At 61.0% G+C, this 25397-nt stretch carries 24 protein-coding genes; 12 read left to right on the top strand and 12 right to left on the bottom strand.

Annotation, left to right across the window (positions count from 1 at the left end; genetic code table 11):
* Positions 1-331 precede the first annotated feature (331 nt).
* On the top strand, positions 332-808 hold the full coding sequence (locus AC30D9_RS14025; RefSeq protein WP_134922425.1) for a glycine zipper domain-containing protein: 477 nt from the start codon (positions 332-334) through the stop codon (positions 806-808).
* An 86-nt stretch (positions 809-894) separates the two neighbouring features.
* On the opposite strand, the gene AC30D9_RS14020 is transcribed toward AC30D9_RS14025, so the two are convergent.
* The 3 genes from AC30D9_RS14020 to AC30D9_RS14010 all read right to left on the bottom strand — a co-directional run bounded on the left by AC30D9_RS14020 (position 895) and on the right by AC30D9_RS14010 (position 4622).
* Complete coding sequence (locus tag AC30D9_RS14020; protein WP_490144238.1) at positions 895-1314, bottom strand: acyl-CoA thioesterase; 420 nt, start codon at positions 1312-1314, stop codon at positions 895-897.
* A gap of 45 nt (positions 1315-1359) precedes the next feature.
* The gene (locus AC30D9_RS14015; protein WP_490144237.1) at positions 1360-2586 is read right to left on the bottom strand and encodes a 3-hydroxyacyl-CoA dehydrogenase; all 1227 of its coding nucleotides are present in this window, start codon (positions 2584-2586) and stop codon (positions 1360-1362) included.
* Between the two features lie 107 nt (positions 2587-2693).
* On the bottom strand, positions 2694-4622 hold the full coding sequence (locus tag AC30D9_RS14010) for a RecQ family ATP-dependent DNA helicase (protein ID WP_490144236.1): 1929 nt from the start codon (positions 4620-4622) through the stop codon (positions 2694-2696).
* Between the two features lie 256 nt (positions 4623-4878).
* Here AC30D9_RS14010 and AC30D9_RS14005 point away from each other — a divergent pair, with 256 nt between their 5' ends.
* Both AC30D9_RS14005 and AC30D9_RS14000 read left to right on the top strand, forming a co-directional pair.
* Positions 4879-5943, top strand: coding sequence for a S8 family peptidase (locus AC30D9_RS14005; protein WP_490144235.1), 1065 nt, complete (start codon positions 4879-4881; stop codon positions 5941-5943).
* Between the two features lie 158 nt (positions 5944-6101).
* On the top strand, positions 6102-6455 hold the full coding sequence (locus tag AC30D9_RS14000) for a DUF1493 family protein (RefSeq protein WP_134922418.1): 354 nt from the start codon (positions 6102-6104) through the stop codon (positions 6453-6455).
* 138 nt (positions 6456-6593) lie between these two features.
* On the opposite strand, the gene AC30D9_RS13995 is transcribed toward AC30D9_RS14000, so the two are convergent.
* The 3 genes from AC30D9_RS13995 to AC30D9_RS13985 form a co-directional block, all read right to left on the bottom strand.
* A complete protein-coding gene (locus AC30D9_RS13995; protein ID WP_109751923.1) occupies positions 6594-8138 on the bottom strand; it encodes a phosphoenolpyruvate carboxykinase in 1545 nt (514 codons plus the stop codon).
* Between the two features lie 178 nt (positions 8139-8316).
* A complete protein-coding gene (gene hslO, locus AC30D9_RS13990; RefSeq protein ID WP_134922416.1) occupies positions 8317-9219 on the bottom strand; it encodes an Hsp33 family molecular chaperone HslO in 903 nt (300 codons plus the stop codon).
* Positions 9220-9382: 163 nt separating this feature from the next.
* Positions 9383-9787, bottom strand: coding sequence for an RNA-binding S4 domain-containing protein (locus AC30D9_RS13985; RefSeq protein ID WP_109752348.1), 405 nt, complete (start codon positions 9785-9787; stop codon positions 9383-9385).
* A gap of 236 nt (positions 9788-10023) precedes the next feature.
* Between AC30D9_RS13985 and rimB the strand changes: the two genes are divergently transcribed.
* Both rimB and rimK read left to right on the top strand, forming a co-directional pair.
* The gene (gene rimB, locus AC30D9_RS13980) at positions 10024-10506 is read left to right on the top strand and encodes a retropepsin-like aspartic endopeptidase RimB (protein WP_109751921.1); all 483 of its coding nucleotides are present in this window, start codon (positions 10024-10026) and stop codon (positions 10504-10506) included.
* A complete protein-coding gene (gene rimK / locus AC30D9_RS13975; protein ID WP_003196697.1) occupies positions 10503-11408 on the top strand; it encodes a 30S ribosomal protein S6--L-glutamate ligase in 906 nt (301 codons plus the stop codon). The genes rimB and rimK overlap by 4 nt, the downstream gene beginning before the upstream one ends.
* Before the next feature lie 137 nt (positions 11409-11545).
* Here rimK and AC30D9_RS13970 read toward each other — a convergent pair whose 3' ends face one another.
* Together AC30D9_RS13970 and ompR are read right to left on the bottom strand one after the other, a co-directional pair.
* On the bottom strand, positions 11546-12859 hold the full coding sequence (locus AC30D9_RS13970) for an ATP-binding protein (RefSeq protein WP_003196694.1): 1314 nt from the start codon (positions 12857-12859) through the stop codon (positions 11546-11548).
* A gap of 113 nt (positions 12860-12972) precedes the next feature.
* Complete coding sequence (ompR, locus tag AC30D9_RS13965) at positions 12973-13713, bottom strand: osmolarity response regulator transcription factor OmpR (protein ID WP_134922415.1); 741 nt, start codon at positions 13711-13713, stop codon at positions 12973-12975.
* A 358-nt stretch (positions 13714-14071) separates the two neighbouring features.
* Between ompR and AC30D9_RS13960 the strand changes: the two genes are divergently transcribed.
* The 7 genes from AC30D9_RS13960 (at position 14072) to tauD (ending at position 22376) form a co-directional block, all read left to right on the top strand.
* Positions 14072-16396, top strand: a complete 2325-nt coding sequence (locus AC30D9_RS13960; RefSeq protein WP_490144234.1) for a Tex family protein — start codon at positions 14072-14074, stop codon at positions 16394-16396.
* Entirely contained in the window at positions 16396-16779 is a 384-nt protein-coding gene (locus AC30D9_RS13955; RefSeq protein ID WP_109751919.1) for a PaaI family thioesterase, read from the top strand. Before AC30D9_RS13960 ends, AC30D9_RS13955 begins: the two co-directional genes overlap by 1 nt.
* A 271-nt stretch (positions 16780-17050) precedes the next feature.
* A complete protein-coding gene (gene gshA / locus AC30D9_RS13950) occupies positions 17051-18634 on the top strand; it encodes a glutamate--cysteine ligase (protein ID WP_307573382.1) in 1584 nt (527 codons plus the stop codon).
* Between the two features lie 216 nt (positions 18635-18850).
* Positions 18851-19828, top strand: coding sequence for a taurine ABC transporter substrate-binding protein (tauA, locus tag AC30D9_RS13945; RefSeq protein WP_307573380.1), 978 nt, complete (start codon positions 18851-18853; stop codon positions 19826-19828).
* A gap of 21 nt (positions 19829-19849) precedes the next feature.
* On the top strand, positions 19850-20644 hold the full coding sequence (gene tauB / locus AC30D9_RS13940) for a taurine ABC transporter ATP-binding subunit (protein WP_490144233.1): 795 nt from the start codon (positions 19850-19852) through the stop codon (positions 20642-20644).
* Entirely contained in the window at positions 20644-21483 is an 840-nt protein-coding gene (gene tauC / locus AC30D9_RS13935) for a taurine ABC transporter permease TauC (RefSeq protein WP_134922410.1), read from the top strand. The genes tauB and tauC overlap by 1 nt, the downstream gene beginning before the upstream one ends.
* A 50-nt stretch (positions 21484-21533) precedes the next feature.
* Positions 21534-22376, top strand: a complete 843-nt coding sequence (gene tauD / locus AC30D9_RS13930) for a taurine dioxygenase (protein WP_134922409.1) — start codon at positions 21534-21536, stop codon at positions 22374-22376.
* Between the two features lie 200 nt (positions 22377-22576).
* On the opposite strand, the gene mgrA is transcribed toward tauD, so the two are convergent.
* The 4 genes from mgrA to AC30D9_RS13910 all read right to left on the bottom strand — a co-directional run bounded on the left by mgrA (position 22577) and on the right by AC30D9_RS13910 (position 25362).
* Positions 22577-23614, bottom strand: a complete 1038-nt coding sequence (mgrA, locus tag AC30D9_RS13925; RefSeq protein ID WP_490144232.1) for an L-glyceraldehyde 3-phosphate reductase — start codon at positions 23612-23614, stop codon at positions 22577-22579.
* Between the two features lie 58 nt (positions 23615-23672).
* Positions 23673-24074 carry a type II toxin-antitoxin system HicB family antitoxin gene (locus AC30D9_RS13920; protein WP_307573776.1) on the bottom strand — a complete coding sequence of 134 codons (402 nt, stop codon included), beginning with the start codon at positions 24072-24074 and terminating at the stop codon, positions 23673-23675.
* A gap of 92 nt (positions 24075-24166) precedes the next feature.
* Positions 24167-24349 (bottom strand): type II toxin-antitoxin system HicA family toxin, encoded by a 183-nt coding sequence (locus AC30D9_RS13915; RefSeq protein ID WP_490144231.1) that lies wholly within the window; start codon positions 24347-24349, stop codon positions 24167-24169.
* A 122-nt stretch (positions 24350-24471) separates the two neighbouring features.
* Positions 24472-25362, bottom strand: coding sequence for a LysR family transcriptional regulator (locus AC30D9_RS13910; RefSeq protein WP_134922406.1), 891 nt, complete (start codon positions 25360-25362; stop codon positions 24472-24474).
* Positions 25363-25397 lie beyond the last annotated feature (35 nt).

Genomic DNA, 25397 nt, shown 5'->3' with positions numbered 1-25397 from the left:
GGATTTATCCCCACTGGGGCGCGAAGCGGCCCTAAAACCTGTTGACTCGATATGCCAGGATAATTGAGTTGACTGTTTAGGGGCCGCTTCACGCCCCCAACGGGGATAAATCCCCTCGCCACAAAGTACTTTCCAGCGCCCACAAAAAAGGCCGTTTTCCATAGAAAACGGCCTTTCCGAAGTAGCTAAAGACCGGCCAATTCGCCTTAAGTTCCCACCTAAAAACAATAACTTAGAGAATTGTGCACAAGTCGTGTTACTCGTCGGATTTCTATTGTAAGCAAGCGAAGCGAGCCTCAGGATCGCGCCGTCATCCCTTTGAGGCTCCTCTATGAAGTTCTCCTCCATTCTCTTGTTGTCCCTTAGCTTGGCCAGTGGCGTCGCTTCTGCCGGTGGTACTGCCGAAGCAGGTGTGGGCGGCGCATTGGGCGGGGTTTTGGGTTCGGTCGTCGGCCAGTCCCTGGGCGGCAACACCGGTTCCACTATCGGCGCGGCGCTGGGCGGCGCGGGCGGCAGTGCGGTCGGTGCAGACAAACATAGCCGCGGCGAAGCGGCCATCGGCGGCGCGCTGGGCGCAGCCGGCGGCAACGTGGTTGGCCGTAGCGTCGGCGGCACCACCGGCAGCCTGATCGGTGCGGCAGCGGGCGGCGGCGCCGGTGGCGCGCTGGGTAACTACATGGGCAAGGACGATGACGACGATCGTTATGAAGGTCGCCGTGGTGATCGTCGCTACTATCGCGACGGCCATCCGGGTCGCGGCCATGCCTATGGGCATCGCAAGCATAAGCATCGCTATCACGATGACTGACCGCTGGCTTTAAATACCAGCTGGTAAAAGATCGCAGCCTTCGGCAACTCTTCCCAGAGCCTGACCGAAAGCTGCGATTTTTCGTTTCAGACCGCCAACTGTTCCAAAGCCCCACGTAGCCGATCCGGAATCGCCACCGGTCGATTCGACGCCCGATCCACGAACACGTGAACAAAACGCCCCGCCGCACAGGCCTCGTCCTCGCCCACCTTGAACACCGCCAGTTCGTACTGCACCGAACTGCTGCCCAGTTTCCCGACCCGCAGGCCGATTTCAATCCGGTCTGGAAAGGCGATCGAGGCAAAGTAGTCGCAGGCCGAACTCACCACGAACCCCACCACCTCTCCGTCATGGATATCCAGGCCGCCGACTTCGATCAGGTAGGTATTCACTGCGCTGTCGAAAAAGCTGTAGTAGGTGACGTTATTGACGTGACCGTACACATCGTTGTCGTGCCAGCGCGTGGTGATGGGTTGCAAGTGTGGGTATTCGTTGCGTTGCGGCATCAGGTGTCCTTTACGATTATTCAATGATCTTGACGTGGCATGACCTCAGGCCTGCGCGAAACCCTTGCCCTGCGCCGCCAGCTCGCCGATCAGGCGCGCGGGCTTCCAGTGATCGCCCTGCTTCGTTTCGAGCTCCAGCAGGCGTGCGTGGATATCCTCCAGCCCCTGCCCGTCGGCCCAGGCCATCGGGCCGCCCTTGTCCACAGGGAAGCCGTAGCCGTTGAGGTAGACCAGGTCGATATCGTGGGCCGACTCGGCAATGCCTTCCTGCAGGATCTTCGCCCCTTCGTTGACCAGCGCCAGCAAGCAACGCTCAAGGATTTCCTCCGGGCCGATCACGCGACGCTGGAAACCCAGCGCTTCACTGACCCGTAGCACCAGCGCATCGACCTCGACATCATGCTCCGCCTGTCGACTGCCCGGCTCGTAGTGATAGTACCCATTGCCGCTTTTCTGGCCGAACCGTCCCAGCTCGCACAGCCGGTTGTCCACCTGCACCTCGGGTGCGTCCTGGCCTTTGCCCGCCAGTTCACGGGCACGCCATTCCAGATCGTTGCCAACGACGTCGTACATACGGAACGGCCCCATGGCGAAGCCAAAGCCTTGCAACGCCGCATCCACCTGATGGGGAAACGCCCCCTCCAGCAGCATCTTGCGCGCCTCCAGCACATAAGGATGAAGCATTCGATTGCCGATGAATCCATGGCAATTGCCCGAGACGACGCTGACCTTGCCCATGCGCTTGCCCAGCACCAGCGCCGCATCCAGTACCGCGGCGGAGGTTTTTTCGCCGCGAACGATTTCCAGCAGCTTCATGATGTGCGCCGGGCTGAAGAAATGCAGGCCCAGTACCTGGGTTGGCCGGCGAGTGACAGCGGCGATGGCATCGATGTCCAGCGCCGACGTGTTGCTCGCCAGGATAGCCTCGGGCTTGAGCAAGCCGTCCAGCTCGCGAAAGATGGTCTGCTTGAGTTCAAGGTTTTCGTAGACGGCTTCGATCACCAGGTCCACATTGCGGATCGCCGCGTAATCATCCGCCCGTGTCACCCGGGCGATCCGCGCATCGGCCTCGCTCTGGTCGATACGGCCCTGGCGCACGCCATGGGCATAGGTCTCGGCCACGGCGACCAGTGCCTGCTCAAGCATCTGCGGATTGTTGTCGACCCACTGCACTGCCACGCCCGCGTTGGCCAGGCACATCACGATGCCCCGGCCCATGGTGCCTGCACCGACCACCGCCGCACGCTGAATATCGAAAGGTGTCTGGCTCATGTTTGCTCTCTTATTGGCGATCCCAAGACAGCCTTCACCTTAGTCAGCCGCCGAATATTTTTGAAATTTATTCGTGTGATGAAGGGCATTCAGCGGATGGATGTAGCTCACAGGTGCGCTTGAGTCCACTGGCGAACTTCCGCGTATGGATACTCTTCCAGTGCGGCATATCCGCGGATCGTCCGCGCCTTCAAGCGAGTGAACAACGGCACGCTGATCCCACACAGGAAGCGGGTGAGGCGTTCGGCAGACGGCACACTGCCGCTGTGCTGCTCATGCTTGTGGATAAAGTCACCACACAGCGCCTCGAAGTTTTTATCCACAAGCGCCGGCAACGCAGGCGGCTCTGGCAGGCGCGCGACATGCCCATGGCATACCGAACAATGGCCACACTGGTGTGGCGCATTGTCGTCGCCGAAATACTGCGCCAGGCGATAACCCAAGCAATGGTCGGTGGCGAACAGTTCGAGCATGGCGTGGATCCGCGCGATTTCACCGTGCTCGTGCCGGGTGAAACAGGCATGTAGCTCGGCGCTCAAGACCTGCGCATCCAGGTCCGCTTCCAGCACGCTGTACACCTCGGTCATCTGTTTGCTTTCCAGCTCGATCCAGCCCTTTTCCTGGAAATAATCCAGCGCCTTGACCACGCGATTACGCTCAGCGTGATACTGCTGGTACATCCCGTCGAAATTCACCGTGGCCCAGGTCCGGGCGCGACTGGAGGTCTGGATGATGGCCGAGACGAAGTCCCTGCGCTCGCCTTCGAAGCGCTCCAGCAGTTCATGCGGCTCAACCAGGAACTTGAAGCGGTACTCCGCGAAATAGGTATAGCGCGGCGCTATCAGCCGGCGTAGCTCCAACTGGACCAACAGCGTCTTGAGCGGCAGTTGCCGGATGTTGCTCTGGTCTGCCAAGGGCCCCAGCAAAAACTCCCATTGCCCATCCGTGGCGGCGGCCTTCAGTTCGTCGAGCACGCAACGAATGCCGGCGAGCTCCGGCGTATCGCCATACACAAAGTTCTCCAGCACGTTGAGACTGTCGCGATTGGCCAGCACCAGGCAATCGGAAGGCTGCCCATCCCGCCCGGCACGGCCGATCTCCTGGCTGTAGTTTTCGATGGACTTGGGCAGGTCGAAATGCACGACGTTGCGGATGTCGCTCTTGTCGATGCCCATGCCGAAAGCGATGGTCGCGACGATGCAATTGGATTGCCCGCCCATGAAGCGGCGCTGGATGGCTTCGCGTTGTTCATGGGGCAAACCGGCGTGATAGGCCTCGGCCTCGATACCGTGCCGGCCGAGGTGTTCGGCAATCTGCTCGGCGGTTCGCTGCAAGGTGACGTAGACAATGCTCGGTTGCCCGGCACGTTCGCCCAGCCATTGCACCAGCCGCGCGCGCTTGTCGGCACCCCGCACGGGCTCGACCAGCAGATTGAGGTTTGGCCGGTAGAAACCGGTCGTCACCACATCAGTGGCGGCAATGGCGAATTTCGCCTGCATGTCGGCGATGACCTTGGGTGTAGCGGTGGCCGTCAGTAGCAATACCTGGGGAATGTTGAACTGATGTTGGTAATCGGGAAGCTTGAGGTAGTCAGGTCGAAAGTTATGCCCCCATTCCGAAATACAGTGAGCCTCGTCCACCACCAGCAGCGAGATCGGCACCTGCTGCAGGAAATTGCGAAAGCGCTCGTTCTTCAGGCGTTCCACGGAAATCATCAGGATCTTCAACTCACCCGAACGGGCCCGCGCCATGGCGTCGCTGGTTTCGTCACGGCCCTGGGCCGAATCGATGCTCGCCGCCGCGATGCCGTGACGCTTGAGGAACGCCAACTGGTCCTGCATCAGCGCCAGCAACGGTGAGACCACCACGGTCAGGTGCGGCAATAGCAGGGCCGGCAATTGATAACACAGGGACTTGCCCGAGCCCGTGGGGAAAATGGCCGCCGCCGACCGACCGGCAAGCACGGCGCCGATGGCCGCCTCCTGGCCGGGACGAAACTGTGGATAACCGAAAACCTGTTCCAGGGTGCTGTGCATGCGCGGTCGCTCCTTTGACTGCTGCGATGCCCAAAGCCTAGCGGGACAACGCAGCGAGTCGAGAAAAGGTCGGGGGCAAAAACGATACTGGATGATACAGCCTCGGCGTCCTTTGGCTTTGCCACAAAACGATACAACCCAGGGCACTTTGCTGCCTCGTTCCCATCCCGTTTGCAGGTTAAGGTACGCGTCCGATTCAGGCGTTACATCAAGGCCAGGAGGCCTGGTGTGCAAGACTTTGTTCAAGGAACGAACGATGCCCTACCCATTTCCCGCGCTATGCGCCTTGGCGATAACGTCAGCCTCTCTACTGGCCGGTTGCCTGGCCACTCCAGGACAATCCAGCGTGGAACCGGCCGTGTTCGAAACGCCGGAGTACCACGCGCAGCGAGGCTTGGCGGTGGTCAAGGCTTCGGCCTTGTATGCACGGGGCGGCACGGGCCAGGGTGTGACTGTGGCGCTGATCGACTCGGGACTCGACGCCAGCCTGGAGGAGTTCGAAGGCAGGCTGAGTGATCCCGGGTTCGATTACGTCGAGAACCGTCCCGGTACGATTGACCGCATCGGCCATGGCACGCAAATGGCCGGCATACTCGCCGCCAACAAGAACGACCAGGGCATGCACGGCATCGCGTTCAATGCCCGGCTGATTCCCTTTCGCTTTGGCGATGACAACGAGCCGTTCTTCTTCGACAGCGAAATTGCCCAATCCTGGCAAACCGGCTTCGACAAGGGCGCCCGGCTGTTCAACAACTCATGGGCCAATGCCATCCCCGCCACCGAAATCAACGAGGCACGCTACAACCAGGTGATGCCCGACGCCCTGGCCGTTGCTCGAAAGCTGGTCGCGGACGGCGCCGTGTTTGTCTTTCCCACCGGTAACGAGCTCAAACGCGAGCCCCTGGCCGAGCCAGGACTGCCGGTCGCCTTGCCGGAACTGGAAAAAGGCTGGATCGCGGTGGTGGCGTTGAAAAACGATGGCAGCGCCATTAACGCAAAATCCAACTATTGCGGCGTCGCGGCGGCGTGGTGCATCGCCGTACCCGGCGGCGACGCAGGTGCACAGGCAGGCTTGCTCACGGTGGGCAAGGATGGTCGTTACATGCAAACCGCCGGCACCTCCCCAGCCGCAGCCCTGGTCAGTGGCGCACTGGCGGCCCTGCAAAGTCTTTATCCACAACTCAGCCCACAGCAAGTGCGCGAACACCTGCTGGCGACAACCAACCGCACAGGTATCTACGCCAATAGCGAAGCCTATGGCCGAGGGTTGATGGATCTTGAGGCTGCTGCGCGGCGCGTTCCTGGAGCAATGGTTGACTGAGTTCTTGCATGGTCGGGAAAGAGCGGTAGCGAACGGCCCTAAGTCATACAGCAACGGATTCAGGGGTTGAAGTTTCCTATCTTCTTTCCAATGGGCAGCAATTTCCCCCTAAACTTTCCCTCTGTACAGACGCGCGCCAACCCCTCCGGAACCTCGCCATGCACCTCGCCCCAGACTTCCCCGACGATCACACCATGCGCCAGCTCATGGAGTTGCTTCACGAAGAAATCGGCCTGCCTGAACGCAAGACGATTCGCCTGGACACTGCGATCAATCTCGACTTGGGTTGCGATGGCGCGGATGCCCGCCATTTGATGGAAGCATTGGAGGAGCGGTTCGCCCTCGAGCTGATCGACTACGACGCCTACCGCTATTTTCAGCCTGAAGGGTTTGATGTGTTTCAAAAGCGCAGGGCCAAAGGCCGTGGCAACAAGATGCCACTGACCATCGGCATGCTTTACAAGGCGATCAAGGCACAACGATGGGATACGCGGGAAGTGGAAGAAGCCTAGCTAACCGGGCGGTCTCAAGTGGCACTGCCTGGCCCGATTTCAGCAGCAATAATGGCAGCTTCCAAACCCTGTACAGATAAGTAGCCGCCCATAAAAAAACCGCCCATGAAGGGCGGTTTTTCATTCACCAACCAAACCTTACAACTGCGGACCTGCTGCCTTGATCGCGTCACTCACGTCGAACTTCTTGAAGTTCTCGATGAACAGACCGGCCAACGCCTTGGCCGCTTCGTCGTAGGCAGCTTTGTCGGCCCAGGTGTTGCGCGGGTTCAACAGGCCAGTCTCGACGCCCGGTACAGCCAGCGGCACGTCCAGGTTGATGATGTCCAGGTGTTCGGTTTCAACACCGATCAGCGCGCCGCTCTGGATCGCCGCGATCACCGCACGGGTGGTCGGGATGTTGAAGCGCTTGCCAACGCCATAGCCGCCGCCGGTCCAGCCAGTGTTGACCAGGTAGACCTTGGAGCCGAAACCACGGATGCGCTTGATCAGCAGTTCAGCGTACTCACCCGCTGGACGCGGAAAGAACGGAGCGCCGAAGCAGGTGGAGAAAGTCGACTTGATGCCGCTGCCCGACCCCATTTCGGTCGAGCCCACCAGTGCGGTGTAGCCAGACAGGAAGTGGTAGGCGGCTTGTTCTTCGCTGAGGATCGACACAGGCGGCAGTACGCCGGTCAGGTCGCAGGTCAGGAAGATCACGGCGTTTGGCTCGCCACCGAGGTTTTTCGGCGCGCGTTTTTCGATCAGCTCACGCGGGTAGGCGGCGCGGCTGTTCTGGGTCAGGCTGTCGTCGGCGTAATCGGCTTTCTTGGTGACCGGGTCGAGAACGACGTTTTCCAGCACGGCACCGTGCTGGATGGCTTTCCAGATGACCGGCTCGTTCTTCTCGGACAGGTCGATGCACTTGGCATAGCAGCCGCCTTCGATGTTGAAGACCACGCCCACGCCCCAACCGTGCTCGTCGTCACCGATCAGGTAACGGCTTTCATCGGCGGACAGGGTGGTCTTGCCGGTACCCGACAGACCGAAGAACAGGGTCACATCACCCTCTTCGCCCATGTTGGCGGCGCAGTGCATAGGCAGCACGTCAACAGCCGGCAGCAGGAAGTTCTGCACGGAGAACAGGGCTTTTTTCATTTCACCGGCGTAGCGCATGCCAGCGATCAACACTTTCTTGGCCGCGAAATTGATGATCACGGTGCCGTCGGAGTTGGTGCCATCGCGCTCAGGCTCGCAGACGAAGTTCGGTGCGTTGAGGATCTGCCACTCGTCCTTGCCACCGGCGTTGTACTGCTCTGGGTTGATGAACAGGCAACGGCCGAACAGGTTGTGCCAGGCGGTCTCGGTGGTCATCTTGACCGGCAGGTAGTGCGCAGGATCGGAACCTACATGCACGTGGGATACAAAACGCTCGCGTTCGCCCAGGTAGGCTTCGACGCGGTTCCACAGGGCATCGAACTTGTCGGCCGGGAACTTGCGGTTGATCGGGCCCCAGGCGATGGCGTCCTGGGTGGTTGGCTCTTCTACGATGAAACGGTCGACTGGCGAGCGACCGGTACGATGACCGGTACGAACAACCAGAGCGCCAGTATCGGCAAGCTCGCCTTCACCGCGATTCAGGGCTTCTTTAACCAGATCATCGACACTCAGATCGGTGTACACGGCGTTATTGGCTTGCGTCATGAGATTCCCCGTCGGCCCGTGGCCGAGTGCTCCAAACGTTTTGTAGTAGGAAGTCGCGCACTACTACCCGAAAAAAGTGGGCCGGATTATGCCAGAAAAGCCCAAAAAAAGTAGGGCCCTCCGGTCAGTACGGCGTAAATCCGGCGTTTGCCAGGAGATTTACCTGCGCTGAACCGTTTTAGTGACGAGTATCTGACGGTGTGTCGACACCCGCACCGGCGAACAATTGAGCGATGTCCGCCGCGTCGAACAGGTAGCGCTCGTTGCAAAACTGGCAATCGATCTCGATGGCGCCGCCATGCTCGATCACCAGTTGCTGCGCATCTTCCAGACCCAGACTGACCAGCGCATTGCCGGAACGTTCACGAGAGCAACTGCATTGGAAGCGCAACGGCTGGCCGTCGAACAGGCGTACCTGCTCCTCGTGATAGAGGCGATGCAGCACGGTTTCGTTGTCCAGGCTCAACAGCTCATCGGCGCTCAGGGTGCTGGCCAGAGCGGTAATGTGCTGCCAACTGGCGTCACGTTCTTCCGGGTCGCGCAGGCGATCGGCGGGCAGCTGTTGCAGCAGCAAACCGCGAGCGCGCCGCCCGTCGGCGTAGAGCCAGAAGCGGGTATTGGTCTGCTGGGACATGACGAAGTAGTTGGTGAAGCATTCAGCCAGGGTCGCGCCGTCGAGATCGACGATGCCCTGGTAACGCTTGCCCTGGGTCGGGTCGACCGTCAGGGCCAGTACGCCATTGGGCATCATGTCGGCCAGGGTCGCGTCGGGCGCGATCTGCTCGGCGTGATAACGGGCCAGGCCACGGATCTCACGTTCGCTGGAACATTCGATCATCAGCAGCGGGACCGGCCCTTCGGAACGTGCCTGGAGAATCAGCAAGCCATCGAACTTCAAGGTGCCCACCAGCAGCGCCGCAGCCGCCATCAGCTCGCCGAGCAGTTGCGCGACCGGCTCCGGATAGGGGTGCTTGGCGAGGACTTCGGCGTAGCTACGCTCCAACGCCACCAGCTCGCCACGGGCGTCGCTGTCATCGAAGATGAAACGTTGGGTGTAGTCGGTATCCGGTAAATCAGTCATAGGGTCTGGTATCTGCGGTGATGACAAATGATGGCGGGCATTTTATGGGCATTCGGGGTGGGTTCCAAGCAAGGCTTGGGCTGGCCTGACGGGAAGGCGCCGCCAACTCATCTGAATGTGTAGGCCTGACACCCGGGTACTCTGACCTCAAATGGCCAGTGCTTTATTCGCTATTGCTGCCATGAAACTTGAACAGGTCCCGGCGCTGCTTCTTGCTTGGCTTGCCATCGGTGCTGACGCCCAGGGCGCCGGCCTTGCGTTGCGCGGCGGCGGCTTCGCGCTTGGCGATGCTGGCTTCGGTTTCGCGATACAGGGCCTGCGCTTCAGGCGCGCCGCGACGCACGATCGACAGGGCCTCGACCACCACGGTCTTTTCATCGAACCCGGTGCGGATGACAAACTCATCGCCGATACGCGGTTCCTTGCCCGGCTTGCAACGTTCTCCCCGGTGATGGACCTTGCCGCTTTCGATGGCGGTCTTGGCCAGGGCCCGCGTCTTGTAGAAGCGCGCCGCCCACAACCATTTATCGAGACGGACCTTGTCGTCCTCTGCGTTTTTTTGTGCCACTGCAATTCCTCTTTCTGCCAATAGCCGGAACTGTACTACCGTTTTTGTCGAGCGCACGAATCCGACGCGACAGATAGAATGCCCGCCAAAACTGACGCCATGCGCATCGCTTGGGTCGGAATCGGTTACAAGCGCAAACAAGTGCGTAGATAACTGTCGCCATTTTGTGATTATTCTGCGTGAATACCGCGATTCGCGGAGTCCACGATCCGATGTACTGATCGCAGGTTTTTTTATTGAAGACTTTTGACCATTTGACCGTTGTCGGTCTGCGCGAGTGGGTGGCGCTCCCGGATCTGGGAGTCGTGGGCCTGCGGGCGAAAATCGACACCGGTGCCAGCACTTCCAGCCTGCATGCCACCGACATCGAGCCGTTCGAGCGCGATGGCGAAAAGTGGGTACGCTTCACTGCGCACCTCGGCACCGTGGTGCAGTTGCGCCATCGTCGCTGCGAAGCTCCGCTGGTGGCCCGCAAGACCATAAAGAGTTCCAACGGCCACGCTCAGGTCCGCTACGTGATCAGCACCACGTTGGCGCTGGGTGATCGGATCTGGCGGGTCGAGTTCACCCTTGCCTGCCGCAAATCCATGCGATATCGCCTGTTGCTGGGTTCCAAAGCCTTGATCGACGGCCAACTGGTGGTCAATCCGGGTACCAAATACGTTCAAGACAAGCCGGCATTCCCGGTGTCCACTACCTCTGCCACAGGTGTTGCATGAAGATCGCTGTGCTGTCGCGTAATCCGCGTCTGTATTCCACTCGTCGCCTGGTTGAAGCCGGGACCGAACGAGGCCATGAAATGGTGGTGATCGATACCCTGCGCGCCTACATGAACATCGCCAGCCACAAGCCGCAGATCCATTACCGTGGCAAACCACTGGAAGGCTTCGATGCGGTGATTCCGCGCATCGGCGCATCGGTGACGTTCTATGGCTGCGCCGTATTGCGCCAGTTCGAAATGATGGGCGTGTTTCCCCTCAACGAGTCGGTGGCCATCGCCCGCTCCCGGGACAAGCTGCGCTCCCTGCAGTTGCTGTCACGGCGCGGGATCGGCCTGCCGGTAACCGGTTTTGCCCACTCTCCCGACGACATTCCCGACCTGATTGCGATGGTCAACGGCGCACCTCTGGTGATCAAGGTGCTGGAAGGCACCCAGGGCATCGGCGTGGTCTTGTGTGAAACCGCAACGGCGGCGGAGTCGGTGATCGAAGCGTTCATGGGCCTGAAGCAGAACATCATGGTCCAGGAATACATCAAGGAAGCCGGTGGCGCGGACATCCGCTGCTTCGTGGTCGGCGACAAGGTGATTGCCTCGATGAAACGCCAGGCCAAGCCCGGTGAGTTTCGCTCCAACCTGCATCGCGGCGGCAGTGCCAGCCTGATCAAGATCACCCCGGAAGAGCGCATGACCGCCCTGCGCGCGGCAAAAGTCATGGGCCTGGCCGTGGCCGGCGTGGACATCCTGCGCTCCAATCACGGGCCGCTGGTGATGGAGGTGAACTCCTCGCCAGGCCTGGAAGGCATCGAGACCACCACCAGCAAGAACGTGGCGGGGATCATCATCGAGCACCTGGAAAAGAATGGTGGGCCGAACATGACCCGGACCAAGGGTAAAGGCTAAGTCAGAACAACAACTGTGGGAGCGAGCCTGCTCGCGATAGCGGTGGGTCCGTCAGCATCGATGTGACTGATATACCGCCATCGCGAGCAGGCTCGCTCCCACAGGCTCTTCCACGGGTCTCAGCCAGACTGGGATCGCTACACCGCATCCCGCGGCAACATCAACCCCAACGGCAAGCGCACCCGCGCTTCCAGTCCGCCGCCAACGCGGTTGCGCAGTTCGACATTGCCGCCGTGCATCGAGGCGATGCGCTTGACGATGGCCAGGCCCAACCCCGTACCCTTGCCGCCCCGGGCGCGATCGCCGCGGGTGAAGGGGTTGAAGATGGCCTCCAGCTCCGAGGGATCGATGCCAGCGCCACGGTCCATGACACTCAACACCACGTAAGGCGCACTGGTGTCACCGGAGACATAGGCTGCCACTTCAACGCCGGTGCCAGCATGGTTCAGGGCGTTGCCGATCAGGTTGTTCAGCAAGCGCTTCATCGACACGCGGCGCAACGGGAACGGCTGGATAGGTTCCAGGCGCAAGTGCACTTTCTCATCGTTCTGGTTATAGGGCGCGGCCACTTCCCGCACCAACTCACTGAGGTCCACCTCTTCCACGGACTCATCACGACCGTCGCGAATGAAGGCCAGGAACTGGTCGAGAATCGCGTCCATGTCCTCGATGTCGCGGACCATCTCGTCCGTCAGGTCGGTGTGTTCGCCCATCAACTCCAGGGACAACCGTAGCCGGGTCAGCGGGGTGCGCAAGTCATGGGACACGCCGGCGAGCATCAGTTCGCGTTCCCGCCCGGCTTGCTCGACGTCCTCGGCCATCTGGTTGAAGGCGCGATAGACCTCGGTCATCTCACTGGGTGTATCGCTGATGGGCAGCCGCACGCTGCGACCCTGGCCCAATTGGCGGGCCGCGTAGACCAGGCGTTTCAACGGTTGGTTGAGCTGGCTGACGAAAATCCAGGCCGATGCCGTCGACAACAGGCCGATGGCCAGGAACCAGCCGAGCACGTTCCAGATTTTCTGGCCGCGCAGCGGATGCGGATACAGCGGCACTTTCAACCAGCCATCCCCCAGGCTCGGGGCCCGCACCCAAAGCGCCGGCGGCGAGTGCATGCGCAATCTCACCTCGGTATCGGCGCCCAGTTCGGCCTGCATCTGGCGTTGATAGATCTCGCTGTAGGGCCAATGCTGCTCCCCCTCCGGCACACCGGCACCGACGACGCGGATCAGCGTCGCCGCCTCGGCGATTTTCGCTCGGTTGGTTTCATCCGCCGCCCAATAAGCCCGCAGGGTCAGGGCCACGCCGTGGCTGTACTGCCGGTCCACGAGAACGTCTTCGTTCATCAGCAGGTACACCAGCGTCAGTGCCTTGGAGAAGAGCACGACGATCAGCACCAGCCAGAGGGTGCGAGAGAAGAAACTCTGGGGGAACCAAACGGGGGTTTTCATGAATAACCGCTACACACTTGCAGGAGCGAGCGATGCTCGCACATGACAGACCGCGAGTCGCCTGGAAGAACACATTTCAACCGACCAGGCCACCCGCTCCTACAAATCGCCGATCACTTACCGGCGGCGCCATCCGGCACGAACACGTAGCCCACACCCCAGACCGTCTGGATATACCGCGGCTTGGAAGGATCGGGCTCGATCATCCGGCGCAGACGGGAAATCTGCACGTCGATGGAGCGCTCCAGCGCATCCCATTCACGACCACGGGCCAGGTTCATCAGCTTGTCCCGGGTCAGCGGCTGGCGGGCGTTCATCACCAGGGCCTTGAGCACGGCGAACTCACCCGTGGTGAGCATGTGCACCTCATCGCCGCGCTTGAGCTCACGAGTGGCCAGGGACAGCTCATAGTCGCCGAAGGTCACGCTTTCGTCTTCGCTGCCCGGCGCGCCAGGTACCGGCGCCGACTGGCGACGCAGTACCGCCTTGACGCGGGCCATCAGCTCGTCAGGGTTGAACGGCTTGGCCAGGTAATCGTCGGCGCCCAGTTCCAGCCCCTTGATACGGCTCAGCTCGTCGCCCTTGGCGGTAAGCATGATGATCGGGATCTGGTTGTTGGCGCCGCGCAGGCGGCGGCAGGCTGTCAGGCCGTCTTCACCGGGCAGCATCAGGTCGAGCACCACCAGGTTGAAAACTTCACGGGCCAGCAGTCGATCCATCTGCTCGGTGTTCGGTACGGTGCGGGCGCGGTAGCCCTTGCTGACGAAAAAACGTTCCAGCAAGCTGCTCAGCCCCGGATCGTCGTCAACGATAAGAATTTTTTCGCCTTCAGCAGTTTGTGCAGTGCTGCTCATAGGAAGCTCCTTTGATCTCGGCGCGCATTATGGCCTAGCTGCCGTTATACGCACCGTGTGCATTGTTAGCAGATTTTTCCTCTATCTCCACAAATCCGGGTATCGAGCCTACAGACCATGTCCCCCCCTCAAGGCGCAACGCTGGTTATAATGCGCGGCCCTTTGTGCCTGGGAATGTCGGATCGTGACCCCCGGGGTGCCATCTTTTCTCCTTGGCCAGGCAGCACTTTTTGAATTTCGCGGGTCAACAGGCAGCCTTTTGACCCAGGCAGCGGCGCATGCCAGGCCGCTCAACCAGTCTCGCCGAGCCCGGTTTCTGTGGTGGCGAGCCTGATTTCACAATTTGTCAGGTGGTTTTATGGACAGCATCAACAGCCGCATCGCCGAGGAACTCGGTGTACGCCCACAACAGGTCGAAGCGGCCGTCGCGCTACTCGATGAAGGCTCCACGGTGCCTTTCATCGCCCGTTACCGGAAAGAAGTGACCGGCAGCCTCGATGACACCCAATTGCGGCATCTGGAAGAGCGCTTGCGCTACCTGCGAGAACTCGACGAACGGCGTATCAGCATCCTGGCCAGCATCCAGGAGCAGGGCAAGCTGACTCCGCAACTTGAGCGCGACATCAAGCTGGCCGACACCAAGACCCGTCTCGAAGACTTGTACCTGCCCTACAAGCAAAAACGCCGCACCAAGGGCCAGATCGCCCTGGAGGCCGGCCTCGGCGAGTTGGCCGACGGCCTGTTCAACGACCCGACCCTGACTCCGGAAACCGAAGCCGCGCGCTTCGTCGATCCCGAAAAAGGCGTGGCGGACGTAAAAGCGGCGCTGGAAGGCGCCAAGTACATCCTCATGGAGCGTTTCGCCGAAGACGCCAACCTGTTGGAAAAACTGCGCAACTTCCTCAAACAGGAAGCCATCCTCAGCGCCCGGGTGATCGCCGGCAAGGAAGAGGAAGGCGCGAAGTTCCGCGACTACTTCGAACACGACGAACCGCTCAAAAGCGTGCCGTCACACCGCGCATTAGCGATTTTCCGTGGTCGCAACGAAGGCATTCTCAGTTCCGCACTGAAGGTCGGTGAAGAATTGCCCGGCACCATGCACCCGTGCGAAGGCATGATCGGCCAACAGTTCGGCATCCAGAACCAGAACCGCGCTGCCGACAAATGGCTGGCCGAGGTGGTGCGCTGGACCTGGAAGGTCAAGCTCTACACTCACCTGGAAACCGACCTGCTGGGTGAATTGCGCGACAACGCCGAGACCGAGGCGATCAACGTCTTCGCCCACAACCTGCACGACCTGCTGCTGGCCGCTCCAGCCGGCCCACGTGCCACCCTCGGCCTGGACCCGGGCCTGCGCACCGGTTGCAAGGTGGCGGTGGTGGACTCCACCGGCAAGCTGCTGGACCACGCGACGGTTTACCCGCACGTGCCACACAACAAATGGGACCAGACCCTCGCCGTGCTCGCCGCCCTGTGCGCCAAGCATTCGGTGGACCTGATCGCCATCGGCAACGGCACCGCCAGCCGCGAGACCGACAAACTGGCCGCCGAGCTGATCAAGAAATACCCAGCCATGAAGATGACCAAGGTCATGGTCTCCGAAGCCGGCGCTTCGGTTTATTCGGCGTCGGAACTGGCCTCCAAGGAATTCCCGGACCTGGACGTGTCGATCCGTGGCGCGGTGTCCATCGCCCGACGCCTGCAAGATCCGCTGGCGGAGTTGGTGAAGATCGATCCGAAATCCATCGGTGTCGGCCAGTACCAGCACGACGTTTCCCAGTTGAAACTGGCTCGTGGCCTGGACGCCGTAGTGGAGGATTGCGTGAACGCCGTGGGCGTGGACGTGAACACCGCTTCGGTGGCGCTGTTGGCACGTATCTCGGGCCTCAATGCCACGCTGGCGCAGAACATCGTCACCCACCGCGACGAACACGGTGCATTCAAGACCCGCGCCGCGTTGAAGAAAGTCCCGCGCCTGGGCGAGAAAACCTTCGAGCAGGCCGCCGGGTTCCTACGTGTCATGAACGGTGACAACCCGCTGGACTCCTCGGCCGTCCACCCTGAAGCCTACCCGCTGGTGCAGCGCATCGCCGCCCAGACCGACCGCGACATCCGTTCGCTGATCGGCGACGCCGCGTTCCTCAAGCGCCTGGACCCGAAAAAATTCACCGACGAAACCTTCGGCCTGCCGACCGTGACCGACATCCTCCAGGAATTGGAGAAACCCGGCCGCGACCCACGCCCCGAGTTCAAGACCGCCGAGTTCCAGGACGGCGTCGAAGACCTCAAGGACCTGCAACCGGGCATGATCCTCGAAGGCGTGGTGACCAACGTCACCAACTTCGGTGCCTTCGTCGACATCGGCGTGCACCAGGACGGCTTGGTGCACATCTCGGCCCTGTCGGAGAAATTCATCAAGGACCCGCGCGAAGCCGTGAAAGCCGGTGACGTGGTGAAAGTGAAGGTCATGGAAGTCGACATCCCGCGCAAACGCGTCGGCCTGTCGATGCGCATGAGCGACACGCCCGGCGAAAAAGTCGACGGTGCCCGTGGGGCTCGTCCGGGCTCGACCCCGCGTCAGTCGCAGAACACCGCGCCGCGCAAGGAAACCGCCACCGCGGCCCCGACGAACAACGCCATGGCTTCGTTGTTCGCCAACGCCAAGCAGTTGAAGAAACGCTGATGGACGTGCCGGCCGGGTTGGTGGAAAGCGCGTTTTTCAAGCTGCTCGGCTGCCGTCTGCACAGCCTGGGGGACGGGGTGGCGCAAGTCGCCCTGGGCCTCGAGCCGCCGTTGCGCAACCGTGGCAACAAGCTGCATGGCGGCGCGCTGTTCAGCCTGGTGGACATCGCCATGGGCCTGGCCTGCTCCAGTGTCCACGGCTTTGACCAGCAGAGCGCGACCATCGAATGCAAGATCAATTACATTCGCGCCGTGTCCGACGGTGAAGTGCTGTGCACCGCCCGGGTCATCCACCCCGGCCGACGCACACTGGTGGTCGAGGCCGAGGTGATGCAAGGCGACAAGCTGGTCGCAAAAGCGCAAGGCACGTTCGCTGTCCTATAGCTCCCCGTCATCGATTTGGGGTAATTTCGACGCCATGAATGCGGCATCGATACCCCTTGTGGGAGCGAGCCTGCTCGCGATAGCGGTATATCAGTCAGCTCGATATTGACTGCTCCACCGCTATCGCGAGCAGGCTCGCTCCCACAGAGGGTTGAGGTGACTCGTCCTTGGCCGCATGAAAACCAGGCGAAAACGCCAGTTTTAACTTCACCCTTGTAGACCGTCTTGCCCACCCCCATATTGGGGCGACTGACGCGTGAAGGAATTCAACTTGAGCGACCTTTTAAACCGCCGCCTGGCCCTGCTCGGCGAGCGCGCCAACCTCTCCCTGCTCGAACAATGCCTGCATGGCATCGAGCGTGAATGCCTGCGCGTCACGGACGATGGCCACCTGGCGCAGACCCCGCATCCCAAGGCCCTGGGTTCGGCACTGACCAACGAACAGATCACCACCGACTATTCCGAGTCGCTGCTGGAGTTCATCACCCCGGCCCTGGCCGACCCGGCCGATACCCTGCGCAGCCTCGACAAGATCCACCGGTTTGCCTACAGCAAACTCGGTGACGAATACCTGTGGAGCCCCTCGATGCCGTGCCCGCTGCCAGCGGAAGAGGACATCCCGATTGCGTATTACGGCACCTCGAATATCGGTCGACTCAAGTACGTCTACCGCAAGGGCCTGGCCCTGCGCTATGGCAAGACCATGCAATGCATTGCCGGGATCCACTACAACTTTTCCCTGCCGGAAAAGCTCTGGCCGCTGCTTCGGCAGAACGAAGCAGCCGACGTGAGCGACCGTGACTTCCAGTCTTCGTCCTACATCGCGCTGATCCGTAATTTCCGTCGCTACAGCTGGTTGCTGATGTACCTGTTCGGCGCCTCGCCAGCCCTGGATGTCGGTTTCCTGCGAGGTCGCCCGCACCAGTTGGAACAACTGGATCCAGACACCTTGTACCTGCCCTACGCCACCAGCCTGCGCATGAGCGACCTGGGTTACCAGAGCAACGCCCAGGCCGGCCTCACGCCTTGCTACAACGACCTGGCGAGCTACACCGACAGCCTGCGCAAAGCGGTGGCGACACCCTACGCGCCCTACGTCGAAGTCGGCACTCACCAGAACGGCGAGTGGGTGCAGCTCAATACCAACATCTTGCAGATCGAAAACGAGTACTACTCCAACATCCGCCCCAAACGCGTGACCTACACCGGCGAGCGGCCGATCCAGGCCTTGATGGCCCGGGGTATCCAGTACGTCGAAGTGCGTTGCCTGGACATCAACCCGTTCCTGCCGATGGGCATCGACCTCACCGAATCTCGATTCCTCGATGCATTCCTGCTGTATTGCGGCCTCAACGACAGTCCGCAACTGGAAAACAACGAGTGCGGCAACGCCACGAGCAACTTCCTGACGGTGGTCAAGGAAGGTCGCAAGCCGGGCCTGCAATTGCAACGCCACGGCCAAGCGGTGGACATGCAGGCGTGGGCCGTCGAACTGCTGGAAAAAATCGCACCGCTGGCCTCGCTGCTCGACCAGAGCCACGGTGGCGACGCCCACCGCCAGGCCTTGGACGCGCAACTGGCGAAGGTCCGTGATCCGTCCCTGACGCCCTCCGCCCAGGTGCTGGCCGCCATGGCCGAGCATCAGGAAAGCTTCGCCCAGTTCTCCCTGCGCCAAAGCAAGGCCCACGCCGAGTTCTTCCGGGCCGAGCCGTTGCCTGCCCAGGAGCAGGCCACATTCGAAGAAGCCGCCCGTGAATCCCTGGTTCAGCAAACTGAGCTGGAGCAGAACGAGGTGGGGGATTTCGATGTGTTCGTGGGTTCGTATCAGGCAAGCATCCTGGCGATCAGTAACTGACCGGACACTCCCATAGCTCCCGGGTGGAAATGCAGCTTTTGTGGCGAGAGGATTTATCCCCTCGCCACAAAAGCTGTGGTCATCTCCCATTTCTTGCTCCCCGCATAGAAATTTTCGCAAATAAGCTAATTCGAAAAAGTTATTTATTTTTGAATTCTTAGATCATTTAGTCTCCTCCAACGCCGAATCTCCGGTGGCCTGTTGAGGAGCTTTCCCATGACTTTGCGTTTTCCCCTTCGCCTTCTCGCGGCCGCCTCCCTGGCCGTCACCAGTTTTTTTGCCCAGGCAGCGGACCTGACCGTTGCCTACCAGACCACCGTCGACCCGGCCAAAGTCGCCCAGGCCGATGGCGCCTATGAAAAAGCCACCCAAGCCAAGATCGACTGGCGCAAGTTCGACAACGGTGCCGATGTCATCACCGCCATCGCCTCGGGCGATGTACAGATCGGCTATCTCGGCTCCAGCCCGTTGACCGCAGCCATCACCCGCAAAGTCCCGGTGGAAACCTTCCTCATCGCCACCCAGATCGGCGCCGCCGAAGCCTTGGTGGTTCGTGACAGTTCCGGCATCAACTCCCCGCAAGACCTGATCGGCAAGAAAATCGCCGTGCCATTCGTGTCCACTGGGCACTACAGCCTGCTCGCCGCGTTGAAGCACTGGAACATCGACCCGTCGAAAGTCACCATCCTCAATCTCGCGCCACCGGCCATCATCGCCGCCTGGAAGCGCGGCGACATCGACGCCACCTACGTCTGGGATCCAGCCTTGGGCGTGGCCAAGGAGAACGGCAAGGTGCTGATCACGTCTGCGGAACTGGCCAAGTTCGGCGCACCGACCTTCGACGCCTGGATCGTGCGCAAGGACTTCGCCCAGAAGCATCCTGAAATCGTTACCGCGTTCGCCAAAGTCACCCTGGACGCCTACGCCCAGTACCGCAAGGATCCACAGGCGTGGCTGGCCGATGCGTCCAACGTCGACAAACTGGTGAAGCTCTCCGGCGCCAAGGCCAGCGATATCCCGCTGTTGCTGCAAGGCAACGTGTTCCCGCTGGCAGCCGATCAGGTCGTGAGCCTCGGTGCACCGACCACCCAGGCCATCACCGATACCGCGGCGTTCCTCAAGGAGCAAGGCAAAGTCGAAGCCGTGCTGCCGGACTACGCACCTTACGTCAGCGCCAAATACATCACTCGTTGATCGAAAAAAGGGAGACACGCGATGGCCTTGCTACAGCTGGAGCGCATCAGCGCACAGTACCCCGGCGCGACGGAACCCGTGCTGGCGGACATTTCCCTGACCCTGGGCCCCAAGCAACTGCTGGTTGCCCTTGGCCCGTCCGGCAGTGGCAAGACATCGCTGTTGAACCTGATCGCCGGGTTCGTCGAACCCAGCGCCGGGCATATCACCCTGGACGGCGTACCGGTCAAGGGACCCAGTGCCGAACGCGGCGTGGTGTTCCAGGACGATGCATTGCTGCCTTGGCAGGACGTGCTGGCAAACGTTGGGTTCGGCCTGGAACTGGCGGGGGTCGCCAAGCAAAAACGTGAGGCCCGGGCTCGGGAAATGCTTGCCCTGGTGGACCTGGCCGGTTTCGAGCAACGCCGCGTCTGGCAGCTCTCCGGCGGCCAGAAGCAGCGTGTTGGCCTGGCCCGGGCATTGGCGGCCGACCCTCGCGTGCTGTTGATGGACGAACCTTTTGGTGCGCTGGACGCTTTCACCCGCGAGCAGATGCAGGAACTGTTGCTGCAGGTCTGGCAGCGCACCGCCAAACCAGTGTTCCTGATTACCCATGACATTGAAGAAGCCGTATTCCTCGCCACTGACTTGATCCTGTTGGCGCCGAACCCGGGGCAAGTCGTCGAGCGCCTGAGCCTGGATTTCGGCCAGCGCTACGGAGCCGGGGAATCGGCGCGGTCGATCAAGTCCGACCCGCGTTTTATCGAAACCCGCGAGCATGTACTCGCCAAGGTGTTCGCCCAACGCAGCGCCACTCGACTACAGGAGCGCGCATGATGAGCAGCTACGAAATTCCAGCCGTGGCCAGTGACGCGGCGCCCCAGCGCACGGCCATCGACCCGAGACCCAGCCTGAGTACGCGCTGGATCAGTGGTTTTACCCTGATCGCGCTGCTGGCGATCTGGTGGGCCGTCACCGCCAGTGGCCTGATCGAACCGCTGTTCCTGCCCTCACCGTCTGCCGTACTGCAAAAGGGCTGGCTGCTGGCGACCAGCGGTTACATGGACTCCACCCTCTGGCAGCACTTGGCCGCAAGCCTTGAACGTATCGGCCTGGGCCTGCTGTTCGCGGTACTGACGGCGGTGCCGGTAGGCATCGCCATTGGTGCCAACCGCATCGCGCGCGGCGTGCTCGATCCGTTGATCGAGTTCTACCGGCCGATTCCACCGTTGGCCTACCTGCCGTTGATCGTGATCTGGTGCGGCATCGGTGAGTTGTCGAAGGTGCTGTTGATCTACCTGGCAATCTTCGCCCCGATTGCCATCGCCACTGCCACGGGTGTGCGCACCGTCGACCGGGCCAAGTTGCGCGCCGCGCAATCGTTGGGTGCAACGCGGGCCCAGTTGATCCGCCATGTGATCGTGCCCAGCGCCCTGCCGGACATCCTCACCGGCATTCGCATTGGCCTGGGCGTGGGTTGGTCGACCCTGGTGGCCGCCGAGCTGATTGCCGCCACCAGTGGCCTGGGGTTCATGGTTCAGTCAGCGGCGCAGTTCCTGGTCACCGATGTGGTGGTGCTGGGGATCTTGGTGATCGCACTGATCGCCTTCGCCATGGAAATGGGCTTGCGCGCCCTGCAACGCAAACTGGTGCCGTGGCACGGCCAGACCCATTGAGACCCAATGACCACGCCGACCATTCGGCGCCCCACTGCGAGAACACGACGATGAGCCGCCCGACCATTACCCCTTTGAGCATCGCCCTTGGTGCGCAGATCAGTGGGATCGATATCAGCCAGCCCCTGAGCCCGGAACATCGCGACGTCATCGAGCAGGCCCTGCTTGAGCATCAGGTGCTGTTCTTTCGCGACCAGCCAATCGAGCCGACGCAACAAGCGCGTTTCGCCGGATATTTTGGCGACCTGCACATTCACCCGATCTACCCCAACGTGCCGGAGCAGCCCGAAGTATTGGTGCTCGACACTGCCGTTACCGATGTCCGCGATAACGCCGTGTGGCACACCGACGTGACCTTTCTCCCGACCCCCGCCCTGGGCGCGGTGCTCAGCGCCAAGCTGCTGCCGGCGTTTGGTGGCGATACGTTGTGGGCCAGTGGCATCGCCGCCTACGAAGCTTTGTCGACCCCATTGAAACGCTTGCTGGAAGGCCTGACGGCGACCCACGACTTCACCCGCTCATTTCCCTTGGAGCGCTTTGGCAACACCGCCGAAGACTTGGAGCGCTGGGAGCAAGCACGGCGGAAAAACCCACCGCTGTCCCATCCGGTGATCCGCACCCACCCGGTGAGTGGACGTCGGTCGCTGTTCGTCAATGAAGGCTTCACGACACGGATCAACGAGCTGTCGGAAAGCGAAAGCGAGGCGATCCTGAAACTGCTGTTCGCCCACGCCACCCGCCCGGAATTCACCCTGCGTTGGCGTTGGCAGGTCAACGACGTGGCGTTCTGGGACAACCGCGTCACCCAGCATTTCGCCGTGGACGACTATCGTCCTGCCCGGCGAGTGATGCACCGGGCGACGGTGTTGGGGGATGTGCCGTTTTTCAGGTGAGGCACTGAATCTGAATTGCTCTTGTGGCGAGGGGATTTAGCGAAACATCGCACCGCCCCGCTGGGCTGCACAGCAGCCCCAAAACAGATAACTCGATTCCACCTGATACACCGCGTGCTCAGGTTCGGGGTTGCTTCGCAGCCCAGCGGGGATAAATCCCCTCGCCACAGGGTTTTGTGTTCGCCGTGCTTACGGAGGTATTACTCCGCCGACGAAGGTTTCTCCCAAAGATTGATCCCGCCTTCCTGGGCAAACCGGTCGATCTCGGCCAGTTCGTCGGCGCTGAAGTTCAGGTTCTGCAGCGCCCCGACGTTCTCGATGATTTGCTCCGGCCGGCTGGCGCCGATCAGGGCGGAGGTGACCCGGGGATCACGCAGGGTCCAGGCCAGGGCCATTTGCGCCAGGCTCTGCCCGCGCCGCTGGGCGATCTCATTGAGCGCGCGCACGTGGGCGATGTTCTCTTCCGACAGGTGCGAAGCCTGCAACGAGCCGCCACCCGGGCGGTTGACCCGCGCATCGGCCGGAATGCCCTTGAGGTACTTGTCGGTCAGCAGGCCCTGGGCCAGCGGGGTGAAGGCAATCACACCGGTACCCAGTTCGTCAGTGGCGTCCAGCAGGTCTTTTTCCACCCAGCGGTTGAGCAGGTTGTAGGCCGGCTGGTGGATCAGCAACGGGACTTTCCATTCCTTGAGCAGCGCCGCCATTTCCCGGGTCTTCACCCCGGAATACGAAGAGATGCCGATGTACAGCGCCTTGCCCTGCTGCACAGCAGTGGCCAATGCGCTGGCGGTCTCTTCCAGTGGGGTGTCGGGGTCGAAGCGGTGGGAATAGAAAATATCCACATAGTCCAACCCCAGGCGTTGCAAGCTCTGGTCAAGGCTGGCCAGCACGTATTTGCGCGAGCCACCGCCCTGGCCGAAAGGCCCCGGCCACATGTCCCAACCGGCCTTGCTGGAGATAATCAACTCATCGCGGTACTGCTTGAAGTCTTCGCGCAGCAGTCGACCGAAATTGATCTCGGCGCTGCCGTAGGGCGGGCCGTAGTTGTTCGCCAGGTCGAAGTGGTTGATCCCTGAGTCGAACGCCGTACGCAACAAGGCGCGCTGGGTGTCGATGGGCGTGCTGTCACCAAAGTTGTGCCACAACCCCAGCGACAGCGCTGGCAATACCAACCCGCTGCGACCGACGCGGCGGTAAGGAATGGACTCGTAGCGGTTTTCGGCAGCGGTGTAGGTCATCGAAAGGCTCTCTGTTCGGACACTGGTGGCAGAAGCTAACATTTCACAGACGCATCGGTCAGGCGGAAAGTTCGCGCAAGGCTGCTGCTGCCAGAAAACCCGAACGCGAGCTATAACGCTGGTCACGTCGCACGGTTTGATCGATGCGTTCAAGCAATTGTTCGGGCAACGTGGCGTTGAACCGCACTGATTTCCCGAAATAGGGCGTGACATCAAACTCAACCACCCCCCATATCCCCCCGGCGTATTGCGGATTGTCGAGATGATCGTCAATTTCATGGATCTGCGGTAGCGGCTCGCCGTCGGCTATCAGGCCTTCATAGTGCAGCGAGAGCGCTTCTTTCACATTTTCGAATGCCTGGTTCACGGTACTGCCTGCGGAAAAACAACCCGGTACATCCGGGACCGTCACTCCGTATTCGGAATCGGCATCCTTGTGCAGAACGACCGGAAATTTCATTTGGATGAATCCTTCCTCCAGATCCGGCAACCGTCGCAACCGGTCTGATAACAATGTATCCCCATCGGGGATTTCGTAATCGATCATGGGCTTCATTTCAGGCCCGCCTGTTTCAATATGCTGGCGATCGTGCCTCTGGGCAGATCGGCGTCAGGGTGTTTTATCGTCACCCTCCCAGCCTTGAAGGGGTGTTTGTATTGATGATGGCTACCCTTGACTGCCACCAGACACCAACCATCTTCTTCGATCTTCCTGATCATTTCCCGACTTCGCATCACCTTTGCCTTATTCGACAGCTCTGCCGGAAAACTCTAGCCGCGAAAGAGGATCTTGATACACACAATACACACCCTGAAAAATATTAGTTCAATTCTCCAGCCGTTGCACCGCCACCCGATCAGCGCGCCTGCGCAAACACCTCCGTCACCCAATCCACGAACACCCGAACCCGTGGCGACATGTGTCGGTTGTGCGGATAGAGCACCGACACCGGCATGGAGGGCGGTGGGGTGTCGGGGAGGACTTCCTGGATCAGGCCCTGCCGGATCGGTTCCTGCATTCGGTAATACGGGCATTGGATCAAGCCCAGGCCGGCGATGGCCGAGGCGGCGTAGATTTCGGCACCGGACACCGACAACGTCCCCCCGATCGGCACCTCCTTGAGTTCGCCATCGACCATGAACTCGAACGGATAGAGCTTGCCGGTGGTCCGCGAGACGTAATTCACCGCCCGGTGATGTTTCAAGTCATCGAGGCTTTTCGGTTCGCCGTACTGGCGCAGGTAACCGGGGCTGGCACAGGTGATCTGCCGAAGGTTGGCGACACGTCGGCCGATCAATGACGAGTCCGCCAGCGCACCGGAGCGCAGCACGCAATCGACGCCTTCGGCAATCAGGTCGACGAAACGATCCGCCTCGCTAACGAACAGCTCTACTTCGGGGTAGCGGGCCATGAATTGCGGCAACGCCGGAATCACGAAATACCTGGCCTGGGTTCCATGCAGGTCCACCCTCAACTTGCCTTTGGGTGCCACGCCACGAAACGCCAGTTCGGCTTCTTCAAGCTCCGCCAGCAGTTGCACGCAGCGCGGGTAATAGGCCTCGCCGTCAAGGGTGGGGCGCACCTTGCGGGTACTGCGCTCCAGCAAACGCACGCCCAGCCAGGCTTCGAATTGATTGAGCGTGTGGGTCAGCGTGGCCCGGGGCATGTTCAAGTCTTCAGCGGCCAGGGTGAAGCTGCTGCGCTCGTATATGCGGACAAATACCCTCATCGCCTTGACCTGGTCCATTTGAATCCCGCGCGCTGATTGTTGGAAAAAATTGA

Source organism: Pseudomonas sp. DF11 (genome assembly GCF_058148565.1).
This window is presented reverse-complemented; position numbering and strand designations above follow the sequence as displayed.

Bases quoted from the DNA above. Each gene is read 5' to 3' on its own strand.
- AC30D9_RS14025 (WP_134922425.1), top strand. From the start codon at position 332: ATGAAGTTCTCCTCCATTCTCTTGTTGTCCCTTAGCTTGGCCAGTGGC.
- AC30D9_RS14020 (WP_490144238.1), bottom strand. From the start codon at position 1,314: ATGCCGCAACGCAACGAATACCCACACTTGCAACCCATCACCACGCGC.
- AC30D9_RS14015 (WP_490144237.1), bottom strand. From the start codon at position 2,586: ATGAGCCAGACACCTTTCGATATTCAGCGTGCGGCGGTGGTCGGTGCA.
- AC30D9_RS14010 (WP_490144236.1), bottom strand. From the start codon at position 4,622: ATGCACAGCACCCTGGAACAGGTTTTCGGTTATCCACAGTTTCGTCCC.
- AC30D9_RS14005 (WP_490144235.1), top strand. From the start codon at position 4,879: ATGCCCTACCCATTTCCCGCGCTATGCGCCTTGGCGATAACGTCAGCC.
- AC30D9_RS14000 (WP_134922418.1), top strand. From the start codon at position 6,102: ATGCACCTCGCCCCAGACTTCCCCGACGATCACACCATGCGCCAGCTC.
- AC30D9_RS13995 (WP_109751923.1), bottom strand. From the start codon at position 8,138: ATGACGCAAGCCAATAACGCCGTGTACACCGATCTGAGTGTCGATGAT.
- hslO (WP_134922416.1), bottom strand. From the start codon at position 9,219: ATGACTGATTTACCGGATACCGACTACACCCAACGTTTCATCTTCGAT.
- rimK (WP_003196697.1), top strand. From the start codon at position 10,503: ATGAAGATCGCTGTGCTGTCGCGTAATCCGCGTCTGTATTCCACTCGT.
- AC30D9_RS13970 (WP_003196694.1), bottom strand. From the start codon at position 12,859: ATGAAAACCCCCGTTTGGTTCCCCCAGAGTTTCTTCTCTCGCACCCTC.
- ompR (WP_134922415.1), bottom strand. From the start codon at position 13,713: ATGAGCAGCACTGCACAAACTGCTGAAGGCGAAAAAATTCTTATCGTT.
- AC30D9_RS13960 (WP_490144234.1), top strand. From the start codon at position 14,072: ATGGACAGCATCAACAGCCGCATCGCCGAGGAACTCGGTGTACGCCCA.
- AC30D9_RS13955 (WP_109751919.1), top strand. From the start codon at position 16,396: ATGGACGTGCCGGCCGGGTTGGTGGAAAGCGCGTTTTTCAAGCTGCTC.
- tauA (WP_307573380.1), top strand. From the start codon at position 18,851: ATGACTTTGCGTTTTCCCCTTCGCCTTCTCGCGGCCGCCTCCCTGGCC.
- tauB (WP_490144233.1), top strand. From the start codon at position 19,850: ATGGCCTTGCTACAGCTGGAGCGCATCAGCGCACAGTACCCCGGCGCG.
- tauC (WP_134922410.1), top strand. From the start codon at position 20,644: ATGAGCAGCTACGAAATTCCAGCCGTGGCCAGTGACGCGGCGCCCCAG.
- tauD (WP_134922409.1), top strand. From the start codon at position 21,534: ATGAGCCGCCCGACCATTACCCCTTTGAGCATCGCCCTTGGTGCGCAG.
- mgrA (WP_490144232.1), bottom strand. From the start codon at position 23,614: ATGACCTACACCGCTGCCGAAAACCGCTACGAGTCCATTCCTTACCGC.
- AC30D9_RS13920 (WP_307573776.1), bottom strand. From the start codon at position 24,074: ATGAAATTTCCGGTCGTTCTGCACAAGGATGCCGATTCCGAATACGGA.
- AC30D9_RS13915 (WP_490144231.1), bottom strand. From the start codon at position 24,349: ATGCGAAGTCGGGAAATGATCAGGAAGATCGAAGAAGATGGTTGGTGT.
- AC30D9_RS13910 (WP_134922406.1), bottom strand. From the start codon at position 25,362: ATGGACCAGGTCAAGGCGATGAGGGTATTTGTCCGCATATACGAGCGC.